Here is a 22,194-nt window from a genome sequence, read left to right as displayed (position 1 = left end):
AAAGGAACTTATTCTTCCTCTTCCTCAGGCTTTCCTACTCCTTGCTCCATCGCCTTCCACGCAAGTGTGGCACATTTGATGCGAGCCGGGAATTTAGATACGCCAGAAAGAGCTTCGATGTCACCTAGATCATAGGATTCAGCATCGTAGTCGTTCCCTAACATCATATCATAAAAAATCTTTGCAAGTTTTACAGCATCTTCAACGGCAAGACCTTTTACAGCTTGTGTCATCATGGATGCTGATGCAAGACTAATCGAACACCCTTCACCATCAAACTTAGCAGACTCAATCTTTCCATCTTCTACTTTTAACGTGAGCTGTATGCGATCGCCGCATGTTGGGTTGTTCATATTAATGGTTAATGCACCATCTTCAATAACCCCTTTGTTGCGCGGGTTTTTATAATGGTCCATGATTACCTGCCGATATAGCTGATCTAAATTAGAAGACATGACCGAAATACTCCTTTGCTGTTGTTAAGCCTTTCATAAAAGCATCGACGTCGTCTTCAGTGTTGTACATATAGAAACTTGCACGAGCTGTAGCCGTTACATCTAGCCATTTCATGAGCGGCTGTGCACAGTGATGGCCTGCACGAACGGCAATACCCTCGGAATCAAGAACAGTTGCCACATCGTGTGGATGAACGTCATCTAAGTTGAAGGTAACAAGTCCAGCTCTTTTTTTCGGTCCGAAGATTGTAACACCTTCAAGTTCTGAAAGACGTTCCATCGCATATTCTGCCAGATCATGTTCATGTTTCAAAACGTTATCTAAACCAATGTCCTCTAGGAAATCAATCGCTGCACCTAAACCGATCGCACCAGCGATGATTGGTGTACCGCCTTCAAACTTCCAAGGCAGCTCTTTCCAAGTGGATTCCTGCAGTCCGACAAAATCAATCATCTCGCCGCCGAACTCAACAGGTTCCATTTTATTAAGAAGCGCTTTCTTCCCATAAAGAACACCAATGCCTGTAGGACCACACATTTTGTGTGCAGAAAAGGCAAAGAAATCACAATCAAGATCTTGAACATCGACTTTCATGTGCGGGGCACTTTGAGCACCATCCACGACCATAACCGCTCCGTTTTTATGAGCGATTGCGGCAATTTCTTTGATTGGATTTATGGTTCCTAGTACGTTTGATACCTGCATAACTGAGACGATCTTAGTATGCTCTGTTACGGTTTTTTCAACATCCACTAGATCAATCGTGCCATCAGGCTGCAAAGGAATATATTTTAGGTTTGCACCGGTTTTTTTCGCCACCTGCTGCCAAGGAATGATATTGCTGTGATGCTCCATAGGAGTGATCACAATCTCATCGCCTTCTGAAAGGTTAGCCATACCATAGCTGCTTGCTACCGTATTAATTGCCGTTGTCGTACCGCGTGTAAAGATAATCTCCTGAGTGGATTTTGCGCCGATAAAACGGCGAACCTTTTCACGCGCTCCCTCATAGCCATCAGTAGCACGAGTTCCAAGCGTATGAACACCACGGTGAACATTCGAATTGTACTCTTTGTAATACTTATCTAATGCTTCAATAACTTGTATTGGTTTCTGTGAAGTGGCTGCACTATCAAGGTAAACGAGAGGTTTGCCGTTAACTTCCTGATCCAGGATAGGAAACAGCTTTCTCCATTCGTTTGCACTCATTAGCGCACTTTCCTTTCAATAACCTCAACTAAACGGTTTTTAACAGATTCTAAAGGCATTTGGCTAACTACTGGTGCCAAGAATCCATGAATGATCAAACGTTCAGCTTCAGCTTTAGAAATACCGCGGCTCATCAGATAGAACATTTGAAGCGGATCGATTCTTCCGACTGACGCAGCATGCCCTGCTGTAACATCATCTTCGTCGATTAAAAGAATTGGGTTAGCATCTCCACGCGCTTTTTCACTTAACATCAGAACACGTTCTGTTTGCTCACCGTGGGACTTTGTAGCACCGTGCTCAATTTTTGTAATACCGTTAAAAATAGAGCTAGCACTATCTTTCATTACCCCATGAGTGAGGATATAACCTTCAGAATGTTTTCCATGGTTAAAGATCTGTGCTACGAAGTTTTGTTTTTGGTCACCGCGGCCGATTGTTACAGTCTTTGTATCTGTAAATGATCCATCACCGATCAAGTGTGTAGTATTATCAGAAACCGTATTACCATCATTAAACTGACCAAGCGCCCACTCGATGCGAGCATCTTTTTCAGCACGGCCTCTGCGGTTCACGTATGTTGTCATCCCTTTTGCAAGGTTATCTACAGCACCGTAAACAACTTTAGCACCACTGCCTGCATAAACTTCTGACACGATGTTTGCTACTGAATCTGTAGAATCATTCGTTGATAAGTAGTTTTCTACATACGTTACTGAGCTGTTATCTTCAGCAGCAACGATAACATGGTTAAAGATCGCTGCTTCATTGTCTTGATAATAAACCGCTTGAATTGGAGCAGAAAGTTCAACGTTTTTTGGAACATATAAAAATGCTCCATTAACGAATAGTGCTGCATGAAGTGCTGGTAGACGGTTCTCATCAACCGCAACAGCTTTCATAAAGTACTTTTTCACTAGATCTTCATGCTCTTTTGCAGCTGTTAAAAGGTCTGTGTAAATAACGCCTTGACCCTTTACGGACTCTTCAAGTGCAAAATAAACAGGTGTTCCATTATGGATAACAAGAACATTTTTCGCTTCTTCTTCAGAACCGATCAATGCCTTAACATCTTCAGGAAGTTCATTGAATGCAACAGGAGTGCCAGTTGCTTCATGTTTGAATTCTGTAAAGTTCCATTTATCGATCTTAGTTTTGTCCGGTTTAGGCATCGGAAGCTCTTGAGCCAATTCCAATGCTTGCAAACGAAGTTCCTGCAGCCAAGCGGGTTCCTGTCTGCTGCTTGAAAAACCGGTTACGTAGTCCTTATCAAATCTTAGGCTCGTATCAACTGACATGTATAGTCCCCCTTAATGCTTACGCTTCTTGACCAACAGTTTCGTCTTTAATTCCTAACTCTTCTTTAATCCAGTCGTACCCTTCAGCTTCAAGACGTTGAGCTAGTTCAGGTCCACCAGATTTCACAATACGTCCTTGCATCATCACGTGTACTTTATCAGGAGTGATGTAGTTCAATAGACGCTGGTAGTGAGTGATGATCAAGCAACCGAAATCAGGGTTGCGCATTTCGTTAACACCTTTTGCTACTACTTTAAGAGCATCGATATCAAGTCCTGAATCAATCTCGTCAAGAATCGCTAATTTTGGCTCAAGCATCATCATTTGTAGAATTTCGTTACGCTTCTTTTCTCCGCCAGAGAAACCTTCGTTTAAGTAACGGTGAGCGAACGCATTGTCCATCTCAAGGTGGTCCATCTTCTTGTCTAGTTCACGGATAAATTTCATTAGTGAAATTTCGTCGCCTTCTTCACGTTTTGCGTTGATTGCAGAACGAAGGAAATCAGCGTTCGTAATACCGCTTACTTCAGAAGGGTATTGCATAGCTAAGAAAAGACCAGCTTGTGCACGCTCATCTACTTCCATCTCTAGAAGGTCTTCACCGTTGAACGTAACTTTACCCGAAGTTACTTCATACTTAGGATGTCCCATTAACGCTGCAGAAAGAGTAGACTTTCCTGTTCCGTTCGGTCCCATGATTGCATGGATTTCTCCACCATTTATTTCGAGATCTAAACCTTTAATAATCTCTTTATCTTCAATAGATACACGAAGATCTTCAATCTTTAAATTTGGTGCTGACATAATACAACCTCCAATATGAAATCATTCTCAAGATATTTTTTGATAAAAGGCACTAAATAGCCATTCTCAATTTATTCTCATTCTAATCTTATAACAAATGAAATGTATGTTCAAGGGAACGACGCCGAAACCTCATTTATCTCTTACATTGTTAACAGATGTTTCGTTATTTAACACGATGAATCGGAAAAAAGGCTAACTCATTAGGCAATAGAACACCTTTTGAGTCAGCCTTTTACAATTTTAATATTAAAGTTTTTACGGCGTGTGGTTCTTAGTTGCATCTGCCGCTACTTCTAATCCTTTTTTATACTCTTTATCACGATTTTTTTCAACGTCTAACCTTTTATCTAAATCCCTCTCATACTCTGCAAAGCCACAGCCATGTGACTGGTGCATTGCTTTTTCCATCTCGGACGTATGTTTTACTTTAATGGGGTGGATAATGAATCAATCCTTTCAAAGTTAGTAGTTATAGCGTATCAGCATCAATCGTTATACTCAATCTGCTCTCGTACTGAAATTAAGGTGTTTGCTGGAGCATAATGTTCTTTTGAAGAGACACGAGATTTTCTCTGCGATATCCTGCTAAAAACGCTATATTTCTTCAATAACCTCTTTGGCTGATTCTAAAACATGAAAAGTATGGAAGTTAAAACTTTTCTTTAATGACGCGGCTTATTCAATTCTTGAATACACTCTTGAACGAGTGTCACACCTTGGCTCATAGCGGCACCACCGCCAAAAGCAGCAGAAACACCAACGGCCTCTAAGATCTCATTCTCAGAACACCCTTGATCTAAACAGCCTTTTGTATGATAGATAATGCAATATTCATCTTGAGAATAGATACTGATTCCTAAAGCGATCAGCTGCTTATACTTCTCAGAGATCTCACCCTCTTTAAAGCAGTGGCGAGTAAATTCATTAAAAGCATGAGTTAATTCAGGCATATTTTCGTTGTATTTCCCTAAACCTTCTTTATAACGAATCAAGTGGTATTGAGTCGAGTTAGCGCCTGGCAGCGGCTGTTCTTCTTGTTTCATCTCATTCACTCCTGTCACAAAATAGTAAACAGGATTAGTATGAGTTATTCGCAAGCCGGTTATGTAATAAACATCGTAAGTTTTGTCCTTTTGTCGAAAAGCCTATAAATGATTTTGAAGGACTATAAAAAAATTTGAAGGACCATAAATTAATTTTTAGGGCCTATAAAAAAAATTGTAGGCCTATAAAGTTAGTTGAAGGACTATAAAAGTGTTGTAAAGTCATTTTCAATCAAAAAAAACTGACTTAAAAAGTTTAAGTCAGTTCTCTCTCAATTATTCCGTTACCGGTACTACTGCGCCTTCATATTTCTTTTCGATGAAAGCTTGAATTTCTTTTGAACGTAATACTTCTACTAATGCTTTTACTGATTTCTTATCTTTGTCACCTTCACGCACTGTGATGATGTTTACGAATGGTGAATCAGTTCCTTCAAGTGCAATGGCATCTTTTTGTGGATTGAGGCCAGCATCAATCGCATAGTTTGTGTTGATGAGTACAGCATCGCCTTCACCATTTTTATATGCTTTTGGCAGCATTCCTGCATCAACGTCAGCTTTAAATTTAAGTTTCTTTGGATTTTCAGCAATATCTTTTACTTGTGCTTCGTATCCAGCACCCTCTTTAACTTTGATCAAACCTTCTTTTTCAAGCAATGCAAGCATACGGCCGTGATCAGCTACAGAGTTAGACATGATGATTGTTGCGCCTTCTGGCAATTCATCTAATGATTTGTATTTTTTCGAGTAAACACCGATCGGCTCGATGTGGATTCCGCCAGCGTTTTCGAACTTATAGCCATGATCTTTCATTTGTGACTCTAAATAAGGAACGTGCTGAAAGTAGTTAGCACCAATTTCTTTTTCATCTAATGACTTATTCGGCAAAACGTAATCTTGGAATGTTTTGATTTCAAGTTCAACGCCTTTTTCTTTTAAAAGAGGTTTTGCTTCTTCTAGGATTTCAGCGTGTGGAACGTTAGATGCGCCAACAACGATTTTCTCGTCGCTAATTCCGCCTTCTGTTTTATTCCCGCAAGCAGCAAGCGCTACTGTAAGGACAGCTAATAATAGGACTGATAATACTTTTTTCATGTGAAATTCCTCCTTGTTGTCTAAACGTTATCTCTTGTCTAATGCAGTTGTAACACGGTCTCCAATCCATTGGATTACAAATACGATAACCAGGATAAGGACTGTGGAAATCAATGTTACATCCGCGTTATCTCGTTGATAACCTTCCATGTAAGCCAAGTTACCTAAGCCTCCCGCACCAACAACTCCGGCCATTGCCGTGTAACTTACTAGTGCGATCGCTGTAACTGTAATTCCTGATACAAGAGCTGGTGTACTTTCAGGAATTAAAACCTTGAAAATAATCTGAGTGTTTGTAGCACCCATGGACTTCGCAGCTTCAATGACCCCTTTATTAATCTCTCTCAAAGCGATCTCAACCATACGAGCGTAAAATGGGGCTGCTCCTACAATTAAGGCTGGAAGTGCTGCTTCTGCACCAAGCATTGTACCAACGATAAAGCGTGTAAAAGGAATCAATAAAATAATTAAGATAATGAACGGGATCGAACGAAATACGTTAACGATTATCGCTATTACACTGTTTAAAAATTTATTTCCCCATAAGTTTCCAGGAGATGTTAAAAATAAGGCCAGTCCAAGTGCTAAGCCTAGGATGAATGTGATCACGACTGAAATAGCTGACATATATAATGTTTCTTTCGTCGCTTCTAAAAGAACGTCCCATTGTACGTTTGGGAACCATGTACTAAGCATTATGAATCACCTCTACTTCAACCTGCACACTATTTAAGAACTCCATTGCGCGAGATAGTGCAGATTCTGAACCTTTAATCTGGATAAACAACGTGCCATAAGGTCCATTTTGAGTTTGTGTTATTTTACCTTGCAGAATGTTTACATCCACTTCGTAATTTCGAATTAATTCTGTAATTAATGGCTGCCCTGCCCGGCCACCTATAAATGTAAGCTGAACGATTCGTCCTTCTGGGAACTCTTCAATAAATTGTTTGATCGTATCAACGGTTTCTTCAGGCTCTGTTACTTGTTTCACAAAATCCTTCGTGATGGGTTCTTTCGGATTTTTAAAGACATTCAGTACATCGCCTTCTTCAACGACCTTTCCTTTTTCCATTACCGCTACACGATGACAGATCTTTCTGATTACGTGCATCTCATGTGTGATAAGAACAATCGTTAAATCGAGCTTCTGGTTGATTTCAACGAGCAGATCCAGAATGCTGTCTGTCGTTTTAGGATCAAGTGCTGAAGTGGCTTCATCACATAAAAGAACTTTTGGTTCATTCGCAAGTGCACGAGCAATACCAACACGCTGCTTCTGACCGCCACTTAGCTGTGATGGATAAGATCCACCGCGTCCTTCCAATCCAACTAGGTCGATCAGTTCATCAACTCGCTGTTTGATTTTTTCTTTTGGATAGCCAGCAATTTCAAGTGGAAAAGCAATGTTTTCTCTTACCGTTCTAGACCATAGAAGGTTGAAATGCTGAAAGATCATCGAGATTTCTTGTCTAGCTTCTCTTAACTTTTTTGAAGAAAGCTCCGACATGTTTTTACCACCGATTGTAACGGTTCCGCTAGTCGGACGTTCTAACATGTTCAGAATACGAATAAGGGTACTCTTTCCTGCACCACTGTAACCGATAATTCCGTATATTTCTCCTTGTTTTATGTTTAAATCCACCGTATCAACAGCCTTCACTTCACCATCTTTGGTTTGAAAGACTTTACGGACTGATTGTAGATTAATCAAGATTCTTACCTCATTTCTTATAAAAAATAAAGCTGTTTATTGAATTCTCACAGCTGATTTTGAAGGTAGTTGATTTCCTTTTCAGGTGCTCGCTTTCCGCGGGGAAGGCGGTGAGCCACATTCGTAACGTTTCACTCTTAAGTGTCTCACCTGACCGCTTGTCCCGCAGGAGTCTCGCACCTTGCACTCCAATCAACTTGGCAATGATGTCGTTTAAAGAAATTACTAAAAACAAATATTATTTAATCATAGCCAAACAAAAAATGCCTCTCTGCTTCAATATGAGCAGAAAGGCATATAATATTCTATGCACGTTCTCCTCATCTCCCAAGACCTTAATAAAAGTCTTGCAGGAATTGGCACCTTTCTAGATCGAATGCAATGCATACGTTCTAGCGGTTGCCGGGTTTCATAGGGCCAGTCCCTCCACCTCTCGTGATAAGTAAAAAAGTGTTACTTTATTAAGTTAAAGCGTTACATGTTTTGAATCACTGTGAAGAATATTATCATCCTTGTCGATTTGTGTCAAATATTTTTTGCAGTTCTAACTAAAACACCTGCGGAGATTTGTTCCCAATGCGAACTTAAGTAAAAAATGGCTTCCCATTTTAATCGTTGCCTTAGTGTTCCATGAAACTCTATCATCTCTTGCCTCAGCAATGTACTTAGCTTCATCTTCCCTTCTAACATTAAGGAAAGATATTTCGGATTCCCTGTAAATGTTACAGTCCGATTCCTTACTCCTTCTCTGTATTCTATTTTGAGAGTCGTTTCATCCTTGAATTTGAAGCTGGGTTTCACAGGAATATTATAAAGTGAAAGATATGGGCTTTTGGCAATCTGGCTTTCAAAGTAGTAAATATCTAACATAAAAATCCCCCCCGAATTGGTTGTTACTTCACCGATTCGAGAGGAATATTCACATACCTTTATAAACTCTTCGACAGTCGCAAGAAATCGTAATTGGTATTACGACAGGTTTACTCAAAATTAGTGCTTATGTTCATTTTTTTGCTGTTTTTGTTGCTGTTTGTGTTGCTGTTTGTGTTGCTGTTTGTTATCACTTTTGTGATTTTGCTTTTGTGGCTTACCAGCATTTCTCGATTCATATCCGTTTTTGGGTACAGCATTTTTTGTTTCAGGTCTTTTTTCATTTTGCTTTTTATTTATGCTTATATGGTTGTGCTTACTTTTTTTAACTTGTTTTTCGTCTGCCTTTATTTTGATCGGCTTTTGAGCTTTCACAAGATCTTTTTGTGCTTTCTTGTTATGGTGGCTATGATCATGCTCTCGTTTCTTTTGATCCAAGACAGGCTTATCAGATTTTTGCTTAATTTCATGCTGTGATGACTTAATCTTACGAGGATGCGGAACTACTTTAATATCTTTTGAAGAAGCTGTATTAACCTTCAGTTCTTGAAACTTAACTTCTTTGATCTTTTCTTCTTTATATGTTCTTCCATTTTCATTTGCTTTTTGGAATGCAGTATATTTACCCGATGATACTCCAAGCTGCTTTGCTTTTTTACGAGTATCTTCGTTCGATTCTGTAACAGTGATTGCCACAGGATATTGAACAACAGCTTTTTTTACAATAGTATTCAATGCTTTATCCAGCTCTTTTTTAGTCTTTTTATCGCTTGAGCTGTCTGAGACTGAAGTGATCAGCATGGATTGATTATCGTCCATATAACCTTCTGATTCATATGCTTTTATCAGTTGATCTGCGAATTGTTCAAGCGGTATGGACTTATCCTTAGAAAATTCATATTTCTTTATGATATGTTCTGCTTCGTTATTAAAAGCATCAATTTCCACGACACGCATATCCTCATCCACGCCAACTTCTAGGCTTGGATTAATATCAAAACTGACATATGCTGCAGCTGCTTGCTTACTGGTATAAGGGATAAAGCCTGAGAAAAAAAGAAAGGCAACTAGTGCTGCTATAGATAAAGAAATGGATGGCAACACAAAAAGACTCCTTTTTCTTTGCGAAAAATAAGAAGCCTGATACTCATTGCCTATAAGAGGCCTTTTTCCTGCTGGGACTCTTACCGAAACAAATGTTCCATCCTTCATGAGAAGTGTTGCTTTTTTATTCTGAACTTCAATGACAATGCCGCTGCCGTTTTTCAATGATATCCCTCCCGCATGTAGCAGGATCAGTATAAATTACAGGTAAGAGAAGCTGAAACTCTCTTACCATGTAATCATCTTTACCTCACCTTATGGCTGAATGTAAGATTTCAGCGCTTGAAAATCGCCTAAATATATAAGTGATACTGCTATTATATACTTTCGATTTCTCTCTATGGTTTTACGACTACAGGATACCATATTTAATAAATCTTTTATTGGCAATTGCTTTTTTTCCTTTAAAAATGCGGCAAGTTCTTCGTTTTCAGCTAATAAACGTGCAATTTCTTTAGCATTTTCACGTGCATCTACGTGCTTTGGACAATGTTTGCTTAATACTTTAAAGTTTAATCCAAATGTTTTTAGTAACTTTTGGTACTCTTCAATTTCATATACACGATTTTCAACTTGAATCTGGCCTTCAAAATGATCCATCGCAGCTTTTTGCTCTGCGTAACTTTCTTCTAAACGTCCTTCTTCATCTTCCTCGTCTGGCTGTAAGAAGATCAGTCTGTTCTGGCGTACTTCTTTTCGAATATAATCAATCACTCTGCGTCTAATAACCATATCAGCAAATGATAAGAAACGGCTTCCTTGGCCTTCTTGATATTGGTCGATTGCTTCATTGAAGGCAAAAAGACCTACACTAAACTCGTCCATTGTACGATCTATATATTGAGAACAAACTTTAGAAGTTACTTTCTTAATAAATGGTTGGTAATCACCTATAAGTTCATTCCTAAGTTTCTCATCGTTTCTTTCTTGGATCGTTAAAACCTTATCTTCTATGCTAGTTAGTTTATTTTTTGCAATCGGAAATACTGCATTTAAGTTTAAAGATGCCATGATTATCAATCACCTCTGTTAGAAAAATTGCTTTCTGTTTTGTTCGGTTTATTTAAAATTCGTTTGTTTTTGTTTTAAAAATAAAATCATTCTTATTTACCACAATTAAGACGGGAGCAAACATGCTAACAAGCTCTCCTATTCATTTATACCATGACTTTTGACATTTGTAGGATACAGTTCTATAACAATATTACAACGCTCGTAACATTTGTGACGTTATCGTTAAAATACTGAATAAACAAAACAAACTGATAATTTTCATGAAAACTCATTAAACCCTTTTGCATAGTGCTTAACGCTATTTTTATAAAAGAAAAAACACACTCCTTTTTGTTACAAAGAAGTGTGACAGCGACATTAAATTACCATTTTTTTCTTGGGTTTTAACCCCCGAAAAAGTGATTTTTTTATAGAATTAGGACGAAATAAAAAAATTGTGGGGTGTTTCACACATTTTTTTCAACCTATTTATTCCTTTTCAACAATTTTCAACATTGATTGATAAATATTTCCTGCTGATTGGAGCGCATAAATTCGATTAATGACGATTCCCCTCGAAAGGATTAGTAAACATGGCACGCTTGTTACGCCATATTTTGAAGCTAGCTCGGGCATTTCATTAATATTACTTATTCCTACTGCAACATTTTCGCCTTTTTGAACGCGAATGGTTTCTACCGCAACTTCAAACATCTTCTTTCCCATTTTACATGTTCCGCAAAGCGGCGTTTCTAAATATAGAAAGTAAGGTTTGCTTAGCGATTGCTCGATAACGGCATCCCAGTTATTTCGTGTGATTTCATTCATAAATTACTCCATTATTTTTCTAATGGAACTTTTAGCAACCGATCGTCATCTTTAGACGGCTGCCCTCTTCCATCTGTATTGTTCGTTACAATGTACATTTCATTTCCATCAACTAGAATATCACGAATTCGTCCTTCATTGGTAACAATTAAGGTTTGCTTTTTGGAAGATGTCTTAACTTTCATTACACTTTCTCCTCGTAAGGATGCTATATAAATGAATCCTTTTTTATAATGTATCCCAGAAGGCGCCCACGTTTCTTTGCCAGAGTGGATCCATGGAATTTCCATACCTTCTCTTCTTTCATTTCCACGTATAACGGGCCAGCCATAGTTCTTACCAGGACTAATTTTATTTATTTCGTCATAGTTCGATGATCCATGTTCAGCGGCATACATGGTGCCTTCTTCATCCCAAGTCATTCCTTGAGGATTTCGATGGCCATATGTATAAACAGGGGATGGATAGAACGGGTTATCTTTAGGAATCGTCCCGTCGCTGTTTATTCTTAAAATCTTACCTGCAAGGCTGTCCAAATTCTGTGAAAGGTTCTCATCACCGCTATCACCTGTTGTGATATACAGCTTTTTATCTGGTCCCCATTTAAGCCTGCCACCATTGTGTGTAAAACCACCTGGAATGTCATCAAGAAGGATTTGATTTTCAATCCATTTTCCTGTCTCAAAGTTCATTTTAACGATTCGGTTTAACAATCTTCCCTTTTTCTCATATGTGTAATAAGCATAGGCTATTTTGTTTGTTTCAAAATTCGGATCCAACACAAAACCAAGAAAACCTCCTTCCCCATCATCAGATAAAGCTGACGAAAACTCAGGGGTATAAGAGGTTTTTTTATGCTTTGGCCCTATTGAAACAAGCCCCCCTGATCTTTCGCTTATCCACATTTCATTTTGGGTGCCGTTAATCTGCCACGGAATATTTAATTTTTTCACAATCGTTTCATGTGAATCTGGTTTTACTTCGCCTTTATTTAAAGAACTGCATCCACTGAATATCGAGAAAGCCGTTAATATGGTCAAAGATATTTTTTTCATGCTTATCCTAAACAATTCTTATGAATATTAAAGTGCGCACCTACCAATACTTTTGCAAGATACATCAGCGGTGTTTTTGCAACTTCTCTGTACATTTTATTAATATATAAATGCTCTGCATTCGGCAGTTCACGCTGCAGCTGTTTTCTTAATTTGTGGCCTGCATCATCAGCGTCGACTAAGATATAAACATCTCGATCTTCTATTGCTAATGCAAGCTCTTCTAATTTATCCAAACCTAATGTTCCGTTCGTACAAATGATTTCAACCGGTTCATCTAAGATGGCCGTTAGTTTATCTTTGTCTGACTTTCCTTCAACAATGATCACTTTGTTTTTGCTTTCATTCATTACTCATCTCTCCTATACATTGAAGAACTATAAAATGAATGCATCGCTTAGTTATATATTTGCTTTATTTTATTAAAATCCTGCAAGAGATGTTCTTTATTACTATACCCCTTTTTCCTATTTTCCTACCAATAGGCCTCCGTTATATGCGTTTTGTACTAATTCCTTGTTAACGTGTTTGATGCACTTCAATTTAAGGGAAATAGGAGGCATAAAACCAATTATGGAGGAGTCACTCATGGCAAAAACAGAGCAGAAAATGAGCCGTGCTGATGCAGGTCGTTTAGGCGGAGAAAAAACGTCCAAATCCCGGGGAAAAGAATTTTATCAAGAGATTGGGAAAAAGGGCGGTACTTCAACCGCTAAAAAGCACAGCAGTGATTTTTATCAAGAAATCGGAAGAAAAGGCGGAAGCTCCACATCCAATACACATAGCAAAACATTTTATCAAGAGATCGGAAAAAAAGGTGGAGCCGCCACATCTAAGAATCAAGATAAAGGTTTTTATCAAAAAATCGGTGCAAAAGGCGGAAGTGCTGAACGTCAAAAGAATGGTTGATACTTAAAAAATAATTTGAAAAAGAGGATGATGTCAAACTACTCATTTGACATCATCCTCTCGTTCTGGGACCGAACTAGCACCAGCCCTTATCACACTCATCTACATATTTTGATGGATTAGGAAGCTCCACTGGCTTTTCACGTTTGTAAATTTTATCTGCATCAAATTCAAAACCCTCAGACATCTCATACATGTTTCCCTGATTAGTAAAACGAATCTGACCAATTTCATCTTTATCCAAGTAAAGGGACATTGAGCCGCCTTTCATTTTTCCAAATACTCTCGATGTAACATCGCGTCTGTCTTCGTTCATAAAAAAATCCCTCCAAAAAAGAATAGCAGTAAGCCTATTCTTTCCTGAAGAGAATGTTTTCATTAATCTTCTTTAATTAATTCTTCGTATTGTTCAGCTGTCATTAACTTTTCAAGCTCAGAGGAATCTGAAAGTTCTACAACAACCATCCATGCTTTCTCGTATGGAGATTCGTTTACAAGTTCTGGGCTGTCATCAAGATCAGCGTTAACTTCAACAACTTTTCCAGATACAGGAGCATAAAGTTCAGAAACTGTTTTAACAGATTCTACACTACCGAATGGCTCGTCTGCAGTAAGTTCATCTCCAACTTCAGGAAGTTCAACGAACACGATATCTCCTAGTTCGTCTTGTGCAAATGCTGTAATACCGATACGAACTTTATTGCCTTCTTCTGTTTTTGTCCACTCGTGCTCTTCTGAATAGCGTAATTCTTTTGGAAATTCCATGAGTAATCCCTCCAGCTTTTCTTTGTTTTTATAGTAACTACAATAAAGGGTTTATTATAGTCAGCAACATTTTTTATTTTTTCCAGACGTTTTCGTACTGTTCTTCTTTAAAGCCTACTGTTACTTGCTTGCCATCTGTTGCGATTGGCCGTTTGATGAGCATGCCATCACTTGCCAAAAGTTCAAGAAGCTCTTCATCTGTAGCCGTTTTCATTTTCTCTTTCATACCCAGCTCGCGGTATTTCATTCCGCTCGTATTAAAGAACTTTTTGATTTCTAATCCGCTTAATTGGATCAAATTCTTAAGTTCTTCTTGTGAAGGCGGATTGTCCACAATATGTACAGGCTCAAAGGCTACTTCGTTTTCTTTCAGCCACTTTTTGGCTTTTTGACAAGTTGAGCATTTTGGATATTCATACACTTTCAGTAGCATTATATCACCCCTTTTCATAGTACCACAAACTAGTGTCACCAATAAAACAAGAAATTCTTCACGGGGCGAAATTTGTTTTATCAATGTGCATTACATATTCTCTAGATGCTCGTTTCTAGTTGGCGTGTGGTGGATTTCTGCCGCAATACGCCCACAACATAGTGTTGAAAAGCTTTTTGGTGGAAGAATGTCAGGGTATAGGTAGGTGCGTAAATTGTCGATGATTGTAGACTCGTGGATAAACAGCTAAAATTTCTGGATTAGGAGCTAAAACTCGTGGATAAACTGACCGAATTTCTGGATTGACGGCATTTTTTTGTGGAATCGAACTCTCAAACATGGCTGTATACCCCGTTAGGTATCATCTGAAATCAGTTACTGATGCCGAAATTGCATCTGATTTGAGCTTTTTTCGAACTTTTTATTAGAACTTGCAAAGTTTTTATTGTTAGCCTCTTTTTTCTTAAGAATTGCTGCTTTCAAAACTCATTTTCTTCTGTGACAGTTGATTGGAGTGCAAGGCGGGAGACTCCTGCGGGACAGGCGGGCAGGTGAGACACTTAAAAGTGAAACGTACAAATGTGGCTCACCGCCTGCCCCGCGGAAAGCGAGCGCCTGGAACGGAAAATCAACTCGCTTTCAAAAGCAACATAGGTCTGCATTAACAAAAAAAGCCCTCCTACATAAGTAAGAGGGAAAGATTTAGATATTTTGAAGGTTAGCGTAAATCAGATCAATTAAACGATATAGCGTTCTTCCTCAAGAAGCTGAACAGCAAGTTCACGCTTCTTCTTAATAACATTAACAGGTGTATGACGCGTAAGCTTCTTCAAAGCAGACAGCATCATGCGCAGCATGTCGCCTTCTTCTACAGCAATGATGGATTCTTTTGCATGAGCTTCAATGCGGTTGAATGCTTCTTGGCAATAAACCTCAGTATATAGAAGCTTTTGTTTTGCCTTTTCAGCGCCAGATCTTCCGATTGCTTTTTCAGTACGCAATAAAACAGATTCCATGCTGTAAACTTCACTGATGATATCAGCTAAGTTTGAAAGCACTTCTTGCTCTTGCTCTAACTTAGGTCCGAATTTTTGAACAGCTAAACCAGCTGTCATCAAGAAAATTTTCTTCGCCATAGACACCAAGTATTTTTCTTGATCTAAGCTTTCCGTACCTACTTCTACAGGCATCAACATCATTAATTCCTGCTGAAGCTGTGTTGCTTTTTGGATCAGCGGCAATTCATTTTTCATCGCCTTCTTCACTAGCGTTCCAGGTACGAGTAAACGGTTAATCTCGTTCGTGCCTTCAAAGATACGGTTAATACGAGAATCGCGGTAAGCACCCTCGATTTCATACTCTGACATAAATCCGTATCCACCGTGAATTTGAACGCCTTCATCTACAACATAATCCAGAACTTCTGAAGCTGATACTTTGTTTAGTGAACATTCAATTGCATACTCTGCGATCGCCTTTGCTAGTTCACGGCCATCTTTTTGCTTTTCTTCAGACAATGCCCCAAGGCGATTTTCAAACAAACCAACTGTTCTGTAAACAGAGCTTTCAGCAGCATATGTTTGAACAGCCATATTAGCAAGCTTTTCTTGAATCAAGCTGAATGAGCTGATTTTGCGTTTGAATTGCTGACGCTCGTTCGCGTATTTTACGGAAACTTCGAATGCACGCTTTGCAGCTCCCACACATCCTAATGCAAGTTTGTAACGGCCGATATTTAGAATGTTAAAGGCAATAAGATGGCCTTTTCCAGCTTCCCATAACAGGTTTTCTTTTGGTACAGCTACATCTTCTAAAATCAGTGTGCGTGTCGAAGAGCTCTTGATCCCCATCTTCTTTTCTTCAGGCCCTGTAGAAACGCCCTGGAAGTCTCTTTCAACGATGAAAGCAGAGAATTGCTCGCCATCAATTTTTGCATAAACGACGAACACGTCAGCAAAAGCAGAGTTTGTGATCCATTGTTTTTCTCCGTTTAGCACATAATGAGTACCTTCAGCGTTTAATTTCGCTGTTGTTCTTGCTCCAAGCGCATCTGAACCTGATCCTGGCTCAGTCAATGCATAAGCTGCGATCTTTTCACCTGTCGCAAGCTCAGGCAAGTATTTTTTCTTTTGCTCTTCATTTCCAAAAAGAACGATTGGGAGTGATCCGATTCCTACGTGAGCTCCATAGCTGATGGAGAAGCCGCGACCGCGTGCAAATTTTTCAGTAATTAAGGAAGACGAAATCTTATCTAGACCAAGTCCGCCATATTCTTCTGGTACATCTGCTCCTAAAAGGCCAAGCTCTCCTGCTTTTGTTAAGAGCTTGCGAGATACTTCAAAATCGTGGTCTTCCATCTTTTCAAGCTGAGGTACAACTTCTTTTACTACAAAGTCTTCCGTCGTTTTTGCAATCATAAGGTGTTCTTCAGAGAAATCCTCTGGTGTGTAAATATCTGCTGCTGTAATGTCTTCTATTAAAAAGCTTCCACCAATGATTTGTTTTTCCGCTGTGTTTGACATGCTTTCTCCTCCTTATTATCCTACTAGTTCAAATACGCCAGCTGCACCCATACCGCCACCGATGCACATCGTAACAATTCCAAACTGTTCGTTGCGGCGCTTCATCTCGTGTAACAAAGTAAGTGTTAGTTTCGTTCCTGAACACCCAAGCGGATGTCCAAGTGCGATTGCCCCGCCATTCACATTTACTTTGTCTTCTGGAAGGTTAAGTTCACGGATTACTTGAACGCTCTGTGAAGCAAAAGCTTCATTTAACTCAAATAAACCAATGTCCGAAAGCTCTAATCCAGCCATTTTTAATGCTTTCGGAATAGCAGCTACAGGACCGACTCCCATAATGTCGGGAGCTACCCCTGCCACAGCAAAAGAACGGAACTTCAATAGTGGAGTTAATCCTTCTGCTTCTGCTTTTTCTCTGTTCATCACAAGAACTGTTGCTGCTCCGTCACTTGTTTGCGATGAATTACCTGCTGTTACAGAGCCAGTCGGCGTGAATGCAGGACGCAGTTTGCCAAGTACATCGACTGTTGTTCCTGCTCGAACACCTTCATCAACTGATACAGCAATCTCTTTTTCAACTAGCTTTGATTGTTCATCGAGCCAGCGTTTCATCACATGTACAGGAACGATCTCATCGTTAAATTTGCCATCTTTAATCGCAGCTGCAGCTTTTTGGTGACTGCGTACCGCAAATTCATCTTGATCTTGTCTTGAGATGCCAAAGCGTCTCGCCACTTCTTCAGCCGTATGTCCCATGCCCATATAGTATTGAGGAACCGTTTCTACTAAGTACGGGTTCGGCTTTACAACGTGCCCGACTACAGGAACGAGACTCATGGATTCAGCGCCTCCAGCGAGGATGGCTTCTGCTGCACCTAACATGATTTTTTCAGCACCATATGCAATACTTTGCAGACCTGATGAACAAAAACGGTTGATTGTAATAGCCGGTACCGTATCTGGCAATCCTGCTCTAGCACCGATCAGACGAGCCATGTTCATGCCTTGTTCCGCTTCAGGGACCGCACATCCAATGATCAAGTCATCGATCTCACCGTTATAATCACCTGCACGCTTCAATGTTTCTTTAATCGTTACCGCAGCCAGTTCGTCTGGTCTCATATGTGCAAAAGAACCTTTTTTTGCTTTACCAACCGCTGTTCTAGCACCTGCTACTATTACTGCCTCTTTTAACATTGAATTCTTCCCCCCTTAGTTTCTTAGCGGCTTGCCTTTTACAAGCATGTGCTGCATTCTTGCCTGGCTCTTCGGTTCTCCAGCTAGACTTAGGAACGCTTCTCTTTCAAGGTCAAGCAAATATTGCTCATCTACCAATGTTCCTTCTGGCACTCTTCCTCCAGCAAGAACAAAGGCTAATTTTTTTGCGATTTTCAGATCATGCTCTGAAATATATTGACTGAAATGCATCGTTTGAGCACCTAGTGCAAGTGTTGCGTAGCCCGCTTCACCTACAACTGGGATTTTCTTTTTAACAGGTGGTGTATACCCAAGTTCAGCTAGAGCGAGTACTTGTGTTTTTGCATCATGTAAAAGATGATCGCCGTTTACAGAGATGCTGTCTTCTTTACGTAAAAAGCCTAACTTTCTAGCTTCTTGAGCTGAAGTTGACACTTTAGCCATCGCAATCGTTTCGAACGCTTGATTTGCTACTTTTTGCAGATCACCTTTCGAACCTTCTGGCAGCTGCTCTAAAAGACGAAGATACAATTCCTTGTTTCCGCCTCCGCCTGGAATCAAGCCAACTCCTGTTTCAACGAGACCCATGTATGTTTCAGATGACATCTGCAATCTTGCAGCTGGAAGTGATACCTCAACACCGCCTCCGAGTGTCATTCCGAAGTTCGCTGCAACAACAGGTCTTGCACTATAGCGAACTCTAGCCATTGCTTGCTGGAATTGACGGACCATCATATCCAGTTCAAAGAAGTTGTCATCTTGTGCTTCCATTAAAATAAGCATTAAGTTAGCACCAACACAGAAGTTCTTACCTTGGTTCCCGATTACTAGACCTTTGTAGTTCTTTTCAACCTCATCAATCGCCTGATGAAGCATCATAATGATTTCAGGTCCAATCGCGTTGTTTGGAGAAGTGAACTCCAAACCTGCAACATCATCGCCAAGATCGATTAAAGTCGCACCGCCGTTCTTCGTAATCACATTTCCTTTTTCTTTTAAGCGGCTTAAGTGAATTACTTTTTTGTTTTCTTCAACAGGGAGATATCTTCCGTGATGGTAATAGGATTTATCGCCTTCTGTCTTTGTGTAAAATGAAGTCTTCTCTGATTGAAGAAGTTCCTCAACCCACACCGGGATTGTTTCCCCTTCTGCTTTCATTCGTTCTACTGATTCTGGAAGTCCGATCGCATCCCAGATCTCAAATGGACCGTGTTCCCAGCCGAATCCCCATTTCATCGCCTGATCAATCGCAACAAGATCATCTGCGATCTCATAACATTTTTCAGCAGAGTACAGAAGAACCGGTTTAATGATGTCCCAAAGCAATTTTCCTGCTCGATCATCACTATATAAAAGCGCTTTCACTTTTTGGTTCGTTGTTTTCATTTGTTTCGCAGCTTCGAGTGTTGCTGTTTTCATTTTTGAGCGTGGCTTGTATTCCAATGTTGCAGGATCCAGTTCTAGAATCTCACTGCCTGCTTTACTTCTTTGTTTTAGATAAAACCCTTGCCCTGTCTTACTTCCTGTCCATCCTTTATCAACCATTTCATTTAAGAAATCAGGAATTTCAAATACTTCTTTTTCCTTGCCGTCTACTTGTTCGTAAACATTGCGTGCTACGTGAAGGAACGTATCAAGACCAACAACATCAAGCGTTCTGAACGTAGCTGATTTTGGACGTCCGATCAGTGGACCTGTAACCGAATCAACTTCACCGACGCTGTATCCTTGTTTCAGCATTTCTTGCATCGTCACCATCAATCCGTATGTTCCGATGCGGTTCGCGATAAAGTTTGGTGTGTCTTTCGCTTCAACAACACCTTTTCCAAGTACGTTTTCACCGAAGTTACGCATAAATTGAACGACTTCTGGTTTCGTATCTTCTGTAGGAATGATCTCAAGAAGCTTGAGATATCTTGGCGGATTGAAGAAATGCGTGCCTAAGAAATTCGCTTTAAAATCTTCTGATCGTCCTTCAGCCATGGCACGAATGGAGATTCCTGATGTATTTGAAGTGATGATGCTTCCAGGCTTGCGGTATTGATCGACTTTTTCAAATAACTTCTGCTTTACATCTAAACGTTCCACAACAACTTCGATAATCCAGTCAACATCTTTCAGTTTTTCAAGATCATCAGTTAAGTTTCCAATGGAGATTAATTCTAGGTTTTCTTTTACAGCTAGTGGAGCCGGCTTTTGTTTTAACAATTTTTGTGTAGCAGATAGCGTAAATTTGTTTCTGAAAGCTGGATGATCTTCAGTGATCCCCTTTGCTTTTTCCTCTTCACTTAAAGAAGGCGGTACAATATCCAATAGTAATGTTGGTATTCCGACGTTTGCTAGGTGAGCGGCTATGCCTGATCCCATTACACCAGAACCCAGAACGGCAGCTTTTCGGATTTCACGAGACAAAATAGTCTTCCTCCTTTATTGAATGAATACTCATTCATTTTTTATCCATAAAAAAATAATCAGCCTATACTCAATATAAAATATATTCAGAATTTTAGCAATAGTTGAGAACCATTTCTTTTAATTTCGTGATTTTTTAGCTAGGGGTCTGTCCCCGGGACAGACCCCTAGCTTTCTTTTGACTTCACCAATCAAAAAAAGAACCCATCAAGGTTCTTTTTTGGCTGAATCTTTTATTTACCGAACACACCTTTAAGTACGAACACTACGTTCGCTGGACGTTCTGCTAAACGTCTCATGAAATAACCGTACCAGTCGTTTCCGTATGGCACATATATACGCATTTTGTAGCCTTCTTGCATCAATTGTTCTTGTCGCTCTACACGGATTCCATATAACATTTGGAATTCAAATTGATCGTACGGAATGTTGTGCTTTTCAACTAAATCTTTTGTATATTGGATGATCTCGTCATCATGAGTTGCGATTGCTGTATAGTTACCGTTTAAAAGATGTGTTTCAATCAACTTTTTAAAGTTATTATCCACATCGCTTTTCTCTGGGTAAGCGACAGTCTGCGGTTCTTTGTAAGCACCTTTTACTAGACGCAGGTTCGGATGGTACTCATCCAAGATTTGTACATCTTCTAACGAACGGTACAAATAAGCTTGGATAACGGTTGAAATATTATCATATTCACTCTTTAGTAGTTTAAAGATTTCTAATGTCTTCTCACAACGAGAATAGTCTTCCATATCAATCGTAATGAAAACATTATGTTTTTGTGCCGCATCCATTATTTTTCTCATGTTGCTTAGCACTAGTTCATCACTAATATCTAATCCCATGGAAGTCATTTTTAGAGAAAGCTGTGAATCAAGTTTTTCTTTGCTAATTGCCTTGATTGCTTGAATGCAATGCTCAGTCATTTCTGCAGCTTCTCGTTCGTTGTCAACAAATTCACCAAGATGGTCAATCGTTACTGGCATTCCTTTGTCATTCAATCGCTTAATAGCAGAAATAGAACTTTCAAGTGTTGCCCCTGCTACGAAACGACCTGCACCGAAACGAAGACCGTATCTTTTTGCAAGGTTTGTTAACGATTTATTTTTAGCAAGAAATAAGAAAAAATTGCGCATAAGTTGTTCCAACCCAATTACCCCCTAGTACCCTTAAAAATTAAAAAGATTGGTTAAATTCTTTGTATGATGTAACCGCTTTAAATATATCATTCTTTTTGCGAATATTGTCGATTTTGAAAAATTAAAAATATTTGTATGCTGAAAAATGACAGCCCTGACGACTGCCCTCGTTTCATTGTATTTATTTTTGTGCTTTGCGGTGCAAACCTTTGATGCTCTTGGAAGTAGTTGATTTCCGTTACAGGTGGCTCGCTTTCCGTGGGGCAGGCGGTGAGCCTCCTTCACCCTTTGGGTAATTAGGAGTCTCACCTGTCCCGCTCATCCCACAGGAGTCTCGCCAC

At 39.5% G+C, this 22,194-nt stretch carries 24 protein-coding genes and 1 riboswitch; of the genes, 2 read left to right on the top strand and 22 right to left on the bottom strand.

What is annotated here, in order from left to right:
- Positions 1 to 8 precede the first annotated feature (8 nt).
- The 15 genes from sufU to P8610_RS09675 all read right to left on the bottom strand — a co-directional run bounded on the left by sufU (position 9) and on the right by P8610_RS09675 (position 12,823).
- Positions 9 to 455, bottom strand: a complete 447-nt coding sequence (gene sufU / locus P8610_RS09745; protein ID WP_289494617.1) for a Fe-S cluster assembly sulfur transfer protein SufU — start codon at positions 453 to 455, stop codon at positions 9 to 11.
- Positions 445 to 1,665 (bottom strand): cysteine desulfurase, encoded by a 1,221-nt coding sequence (locus P8610_RS09740; protein WP_394604222.1) that lies wholly within the window; start codon positions 1,663 to 1,665, stop codon positions 445 to 447. Before P8610_RS09740 ends, sufU begins: the two co-directional genes overlap by 11 nt.
- On the bottom strand, positions 1,665 to 2,963 hold the full coding sequence (gene sufD / locus P8610_RS09735) for a Fe-S cluster assembly protein SufD (RefSeq protein WP_394604221.1): 1,299 nt from the start codon (positions 2,961 to 2,963) through the stop codon (positions 1,665 to 1,667). The genes P8610_RS09740 and sufD overlap by 1 nt, the downstream gene beginning before the upstream one ends.
- Positions 2,964 to 2,982: 19 nt before the next feature.
- The gene (gene sufC, locus P8610_RS09730; protein WP_197129591.1) at positions 2,983 to 3,768 is read right to left on the bottom strand and encodes a Fe-S cluster assembly ATPase SufC; all 786 of its coding nucleotides are present in this window, start codon (positions 3,766 to 3,768) and stop codon (positions 2,983 to 2,985) included.
- Between the two features lie 258 nt (positions 3,769 to 4,026).
- Positions 4,027 to 4,167, bottom strand: a complete 141-nt coding sequence (locus P8610_RS09725; protein ID WP_394604220.1) for a hypothetical protein — start codon at positions 4,165 to 4,167, stop codon at positions 4,027 to 4,029.
- Between the two features lie 266 nt (positions 4,168 to 4,433).
- Positions 4,434 to 4,814 carry a carboxymuconolactone decarboxylase family protein gene (locus tag P8610_RS09720; protein WP_289494613.1) on the bottom strand — a complete coding sequence of 127 codons (381 nt, stop codon included), beginning with the start codon at positions 4,812 to 4,814 and terminating at the stop codon, positions 4,434 to 4,436.
- Positions 4,815 to 5,090: 276 nt separating this feature from the next.
- Complete coding sequence (locus tag P8610_RS09715; RefSeq protein ID WP_394604219.1) at positions 5,091 to 5,909, bottom strand: MetQ/NlpA family ABC transporter substrate-binding protein; 819 nt, start codon at positions 5,907 to 5,909, stop codon at positions 5,091 to 5,093.
- A gap of 27 nt (positions 5,910 to 5,936) precedes the next feature.
- Complete coding sequence (locus P8610_RS09710; RefSeq protein ID WP_394604218.1) at positions 5,937 to 6,605, bottom strand: methionine ABC transporter permease; 669 nt, start codon at positions 6,603 to 6,605, stop codon at positions 5,937 to 5,939.
- A complete protein-coding gene (locus P8610_RS09705; protein WP_289494610.1) occupies positions 6,598 to 7,623 on the bottom strand; it encodes a methionine ABC transporter ATP-binding protein in 1,026 nt (341 codons plus the stop codon). The genes P8610_RS09710 and P8610_RS09705 overlap by 8 nt, the downstream gene beginning before the upstream one ends.
- 317 nt (positions 7,624 to 7,940) lie before the next feature.
- Positions 7,941 to 8,068, bottom strand: a riboswitch (SAM riboswitch).
- A gap of 80 nt (positions 8,069 to 8,148) precedes the next feature.
- On the bottom strand, positions 8,149 to 8,493 hold the full coding sequence (locus P8610_RS09700; protein ID WP_289494609.1) for a hypothetical protein: 345 nt from the start codon (positions 8,491 to 8,493) through the stop codon (positions 8,149 to 8,151).
- A gap of 120 nt (positions 8,494 to 8,613) precedes the next feature.
- A complete protein-coding gene (locus P8610_RS09695; RefSeq protein ID WP_394604217.1) occupies positions 8,614 to 9,762 on the bottom strand; it encodes an anti-sigma-I factor RsgI family protein in 1,149 nt (382 codons plus the stop codon).
- A gap of 90 nt (positions 9,763 to 9,852) precedes the next feature.
- Positions 9,853 to 10,608, bottom strand: coding sequence for an RNA polymerase sigma-I factor (gene sigI, locus P8610_RS09690; RefSeq protein WP_289494607.1), 756 nt, complete (start codon positions 10,606 to 10,608; stop codon positions 9,853 to 9,855).
- 471 nt (positions 10,609 to 11,079) lie between these two features.
- Positions 11,080 to 11,418, bottom strand: coding sequence for a thioredoxin family protein (locus P8610_RS09685; RefSeq protein ID WP_289494606.1), 339 nt, complete (start codon positions 11,416 to 11,418; stop codon positions 11,080 to 11,082).
- Between the two features lie 11 nt (positions 11,419 to 11,429).
- A complete protein-coding gene (locus P8610_RS09680; RefSeq protein WP_394604216.1) occupies positions 11,430 to 12,473 on the bottom strand; it encodes a PQQ-dependent sugar dehydrogenase in 1,044 nt (347 codons plus the stop codon).
- A gap of 2 nt (positions 12,474 to 12,475) precedes the next feature.
- Positions 12,476 to 12,823 carry a toprim domain-containing protein gene (locus tag P8610_RS09675; protein WP_394604215.1) on the bottom strand — a complete coding sequence of 116 codons (348 nt, stop codon included), beginning with the start codon at positions 12,821 to 12,823 and terminating at the stop codon, positions 12,476 to 12,478.
- A 238-nt stretch (positions 12,824 to 13,061) separates the two neighbouring features.
- Here P8610_RS09675 and P8610_RS09670 point away from each other — a divergent pair, with 238 nt between their 5' ends.
- Positions 13,062 to 13,382, top strand: coding sequence for a KGG domain-containing protein (locus tag P8610_RS09670; RefSeq protein ID WP_289494603.1), 321 nt, complete (start codon positions 13,062 to 13,064; stop codon positions 13,380 to 13,382).
- Positions 13,383 to 13,458: 76 nt separating this feature from the next.
- On the opposite strand, the gene P8610_RS09665 is transcribed toward P8610_RS09670, so the two are convergent.
- The 3 genes from P8610_RS09665 to P8610_RS09655 form a co-directional block, all read right to left on the bottom strand.
- Complete coding sequence (locus tag P8610_RS09665) at positions 13,459 to 13,698, bottom strand: YusG family protein (RefSeq protein WP_289494602.1); 240 nt, start codon at positions 13,696 to 13,698, stop codon at positions 13,459 to 13,461.
- Between the two features lie 62 nt (positions 13,699 to 13,760).
- Positions 13,761 to 14,147, bottom strand: coding sequence for a glycine cleavage system protein GcvH (gene gcvH, locus P8610_RS09660; RefSeq protein ID WP_066239057.1), 387 nt, complete (start codon positions 14,145 to 14,147; stop codon positions 13,761 to 13,763).
- Positions 14,148 to 14,220: 73 nt separating this feature from the next.
- Complete coding sequence (locus P8610_RS09655; RefSeq protein WP_394604214.1) at positions 14,221 to 14,580, bottom strand: arsenate reductase family protein; 360 nt, start codon at positions 14,578 to 14,580, stop codon at positions 14,221 to 14,223.
- A 509-nt stretch (positions 14,581 to 15,089) separates the two neighbouring features.
- Here P8610_RS09655 and P8610_RS09650 point away from each other — a divergent pair.
- On the top strand, positions 15,090 to 15,245 hold the full coding sequence (locus tag P8610_RS09650; protein WP_394604213.1) for a hypothetical protein: 156 nt from the start codon (positions 15,090 to 15,092) through the stop codon (positions 15,243 to 15,245).
- Positions 15,246 to 15,317: 72 nt separating this feature from the next.
- Here the strand turns inward: P8610_RS09650 and P8610_RS09645 are convergent, their stop codons facing one another.
- The 4 genes from P8610_RS09645 to P8610_RS09630 all read right to left on the bottom strand — a co-directional run bounded on the left by P8610_RS09645 (position 15,318) and on the right by P8610_RS09630 (position 21,862).
- On the bottom strand, positions 15,318 to 17,102 hold the full coding sequence (locus P8610_RS09645; protein WP_394604212.1) for an acyl-CoA dehydrogenase family protein: 1,785 nt from the start codon (positions 17,100 to 17,102) through the stop codon (positions 15,318 to 15,320).
- A gap of 15 nt (positions 17,103 to 17,117) precedes the next feature.
- A complete protein-coding gene (locus P8610_RS09640; protein WP_289494597.1) occupies positions 17,118 to 18,299 on the bottom strand; it encodes an acetyl-CoA C-acetyltransferase in 1,182 nt (393 codons plus the stop codon).
- Positions 18,300 to 18,314: 15 nt separating this feature from the next.
- Entirely contained in the window at positions 18,315 to 20,711 is a 2,397-nt protein-coding gene (locus P8610_RS09635; protein WP_394604211.1) for a 3-hydroxyacyl-CoA dehydrogenase/enoyl-CoA hydratase family protein, read from the bottom strand.
- A 233-nt stretch (positions 20,712 to 20,944) separates the two neighbouring features.
- Positions 20,945 to 21,862, bottom strand: a complete 918-nt coding sequence (locus tag P8610_RS09630) for a proline dehydrogenase family protein (RefSeq protein ID WP_394604210.1) — start codon at positions 21,860 to 21,862, stop codon at positions 20,945 to 20,947.
- Between the last annotated feature and the right edge of the window lie 332 nt (positions 21,863 to 22,194).

This window comes from Fictibacillus sp. UD, from assembly GCF_043558025.1.
In the GTDB taxonomy this organism is placed as follows: domain Bacteria; phylum Bacillota; class Bacilli; order Bacillales; family Fictibacillaceae; genus Fictibacillus.
The sequence above is the reverse complement of the archived record's forward strand: the minus strand, read 5'-3'. Positions and strand labels throughout refer to the sequence as shown.

Coding starts and splice junctions, on each gene's coding strand:
- sufU (WP_289494617.1), bottom strand. CDS start 455: ATGTCTTCTAATTTAGATCAGCTATATCGGCAGGTAATCATGGACCAT.
- P8610_RS09740 (WP_394604222.1), bottom strand. CDS start 1,665: ATGAGTGCAAACGAATGGAGAAAGCTGTTTCCTATCCTGGATCAGGAA.
- sufD (WP_394604221.1), bottom strand. CDS start 2,963: ATGTCAGTTGATACGAGCCTAAGATTTGATAAGGACTACGTAACCGGT.
- sufC (WP_197129591.1), bottom strand. CDS start 3,768: ATGTCAGCACCAAATTTAAAGATTGAAGATCTTCGTGTATCTATTGAA.
- P8610_RS09725 (WP_394604220.1), bottom strand. CDS start 4,167: ATGCACCAGTCACATGGCTGTGGCTTTGCAGAGTATGAGAGGGATTTA.
- P8610_RS09720 (WP_289494613.1), bottom strand. CDS start 4,814: ATGAAACAAGAAGAACAGCCGCTGCCAGGCGCTAACTCGACTCAATAC.
- P8610_RS09715 (WP_394604219.1), bottom strand. CDS start 5,909: ATGAAAAAAGTATTATCAGTCCTATTATTAGCTGTCCTTACAGTAGCG.
- P8610_RS09710 (WP_394604218.1), bottom strand. CDS start 6,605: ATGCTTAGTACATGGTTCCCAAACGTACAATGGGACGTTCTTTTAGAA.
- P8610_RS09700 (WP_289494609.1), bottom strand. CDS start 8,493: ATGTTAGATATTTACTACTTTGAAAGCCAGATTGCCAAAAGCCCATAT.
- sigI (WP_289494607.1), bottom strand. CDS start 10,608: ATGGCATCTTTAAACTTAAATGCAGTATTTCCGATTGCAAAAAATAAA.
- P8610_RS09685 (WP_289494606.1), bottom strand. CDS start 11,418: ATGAATGAAATCACACGAAATAACTGGGATGCCGTTATCGAGCAATCG.
- P8610_RS09680 (WP_394604216.1), bottom strand. CDS start 12,473: ATGAAAAAAATATCTTTGACCATATTAACGGCTTTCTCGATATTCAGT.
- P8610_RS09675 (WP_394604215.1), bottom strand. CDS start 12,823: ATGAATGAAAGCAAAAACAAAGTGATCATTGTTGAAGGAAAGTCAGAC.
- P8610_RS09670 (WP_289494603.1), top strand. CDS start 13,062: ATGGCAAAAACAGAGCAGAAAATGAGCCGTGCTGATGCAGGTCGTTTA.
- P8610_RS09665 (WP_289494602.1), bottom strand. CDS start 13,698: ATGAACGAAGACAGACGCGATGTTACATCGAGAGTATTTGGAAAAATG.
- gcvH (WP_066239057.1), bottom strand. CDS start 14,147: ATGGAATTTCCAAAAGAATTACGCTATTCAGAAGAGCACGAGTGGACA.
- P8610_RS09655 (WP_394604214.1), bottom strand. CDS start 14,580: ATGCTACTGAAAGTGTATGAATATCCAAAATGCTCAACTTGTCAAAAA.
- P8610_RS09645 (WP_394604212.1), bottom strand. CDS start 17,102: ATGTCAAACACAGCGGAAAAACAAATCATTGGTGGAAGCTTTTTAATA.
- P8610_RS09640 (WP_289494597.1), bottom strand. CDS start 18,299: ATGTTAAAAGAGGCAGTAATAGTAGCAGGTGCTAGAACAGCGGTTGGT.